This window comes from Caballeronia udeis (assembly GCF_001544555.2).
Lineage (GTDB): Bacteria > Pseudomonadota > Gammaproteobacteria > Burkholderiales > Burkholderiaceae > Caballeronia > Caballeronia udeis.
The window spans coordinates 1-1,192 of sequence record NZ_FCOK02000205.1 but is presented as its reverse complement, the minus strand read 5'-3'; the positions used below and the strand labels follow the sequence as shown (position 1 = coordinate 1,192).

The window sequence follows — 1,192 nt, the reverse complement described above, 5'->3', positions numbered from 1 at the left end:
ACCTGAAACCCAACGTCACCATTGACACGCAAAGTCATATCAATACCAGCGAACCGCGCAGCTGATGACGACGGCAGAGAAGCGGTGACCGTGATAAAGCGATTTCGTTTTCTTCATCATTTCATTCTACCGCCGACTCCCGATCAACCTGACAGAGCCCGTTCAGCAATTTATATGTAACGTTACTGTGGTTCACGTTGCCACCCCGCATGTTGTCCCAACGGGAGACTCCCCAGTTTGGATCGAACAGTACAACCGATCCATCGGAGTTTAGCCGCAATAGACAGGCGTGGTCTGGAATCCAACTCCACGGGTACAGATAACTCCCCAGTGAATATCTGCTGCAAAATCCCTCGCTAACCGAAATGTTACAAAATACAATCAAAGCCGTGTCTGTGGGAAATGGGGGCTTTGCTGCGGTCCCCGACTGGCTAAGCGTCGCCTGCTTTCCAGACGCGGATTGCAAAGTGCCCGTCTTCCCGAGTTGCTTTACGATCGACTTATAGGCGTTCTCACCGGTCAAGCCGCCGCTCTGTTGCAGAGTCTGTCCGATTTTTTTGCAGAGCCCAAAACAGACTCCCCTCCCAACGGTAACCTTCTGACTCCCCTGACTCCATTGGAAATGTTCCGTCGGTTTACTTTTGGCAGTAGTCGTCATCAATGGTTTACCCGTTGGTACTAACTGTTGCTCTACGTTGTCATGTTAAGGTCAGTCAACGTCGACAGCGTCAAATTTCCCGCGTGATACTTGGTCAGCGTGTACACATTCTCGGGCGATCACTTCTTGCCGACGACGCTGGAGATAATCGTTCCAGCAATGTTTCCCGCGATCTTCCCGGCGTCTTTCATGGCCGACATAGCCTGTTCTTCGATGTTGAGTTGGCGCGTCATCGCAGCGACTTCACCACGCACTAAATCGCGCTTCATGGCACGCACTTTCTCTGCGTAGCTCGCCGTAAAAATCGACTTCGACCAGTCCCAATCAATGGCCCCGGTAGCGGCTTCCCACGGGGAACTTTTCCCCGTCAAGAAATTGGCATCGCGGTTAAATGCGTCAACGGCTGCACCGACTTATTCCATTTCTAATTCAATAGTGTAATAATAAGCACACCTTTCATGTAGAGGTGCGCGCGATGGTTCGTCAAGCGACAGGCGGTGAGGTTCTTGAACGTGCAAAGAAACTCATTGTCGA

At 51.3% G+C, this 1,192-nt stretch carries 1 protein-coding gene and 1 pseudogene; both read right to left on the bottom strand.

The genetic code is table 11. From position 1 onward, the window contains the following. Window positions 1-42: 42 nt before the first annotated feature. Window positions 43-117, bottom strand: a pseudogene (locus AWB69_RS50220) (IS6 family transposase); the annotation flags it as partial. Between the two features lie 660 nt (window positions 118-777). Next, on the bottom strand, window positions 778-927 hold the full coding sequence (locus AWB69_RS48505) for a hypothetical protein (RefSeq protein ID WP_156529228.1): 150 nt from the start codon (window positions 925-927) through the stop codon (window positions 778-780). Between the last annotated feature and the right edge of the window lie 265 nt (window positions 928-1,192).

Excerpts from the sequence above, each read along its gene's own strand:
- AWB69_RS48505 (WP_156529228.1), bottom strand. The coding sequence starts at position 927 with ATGAAGCGCGATTTAGTGCGTGGTGAAGTCGCTGCGATGACGCGCCAA.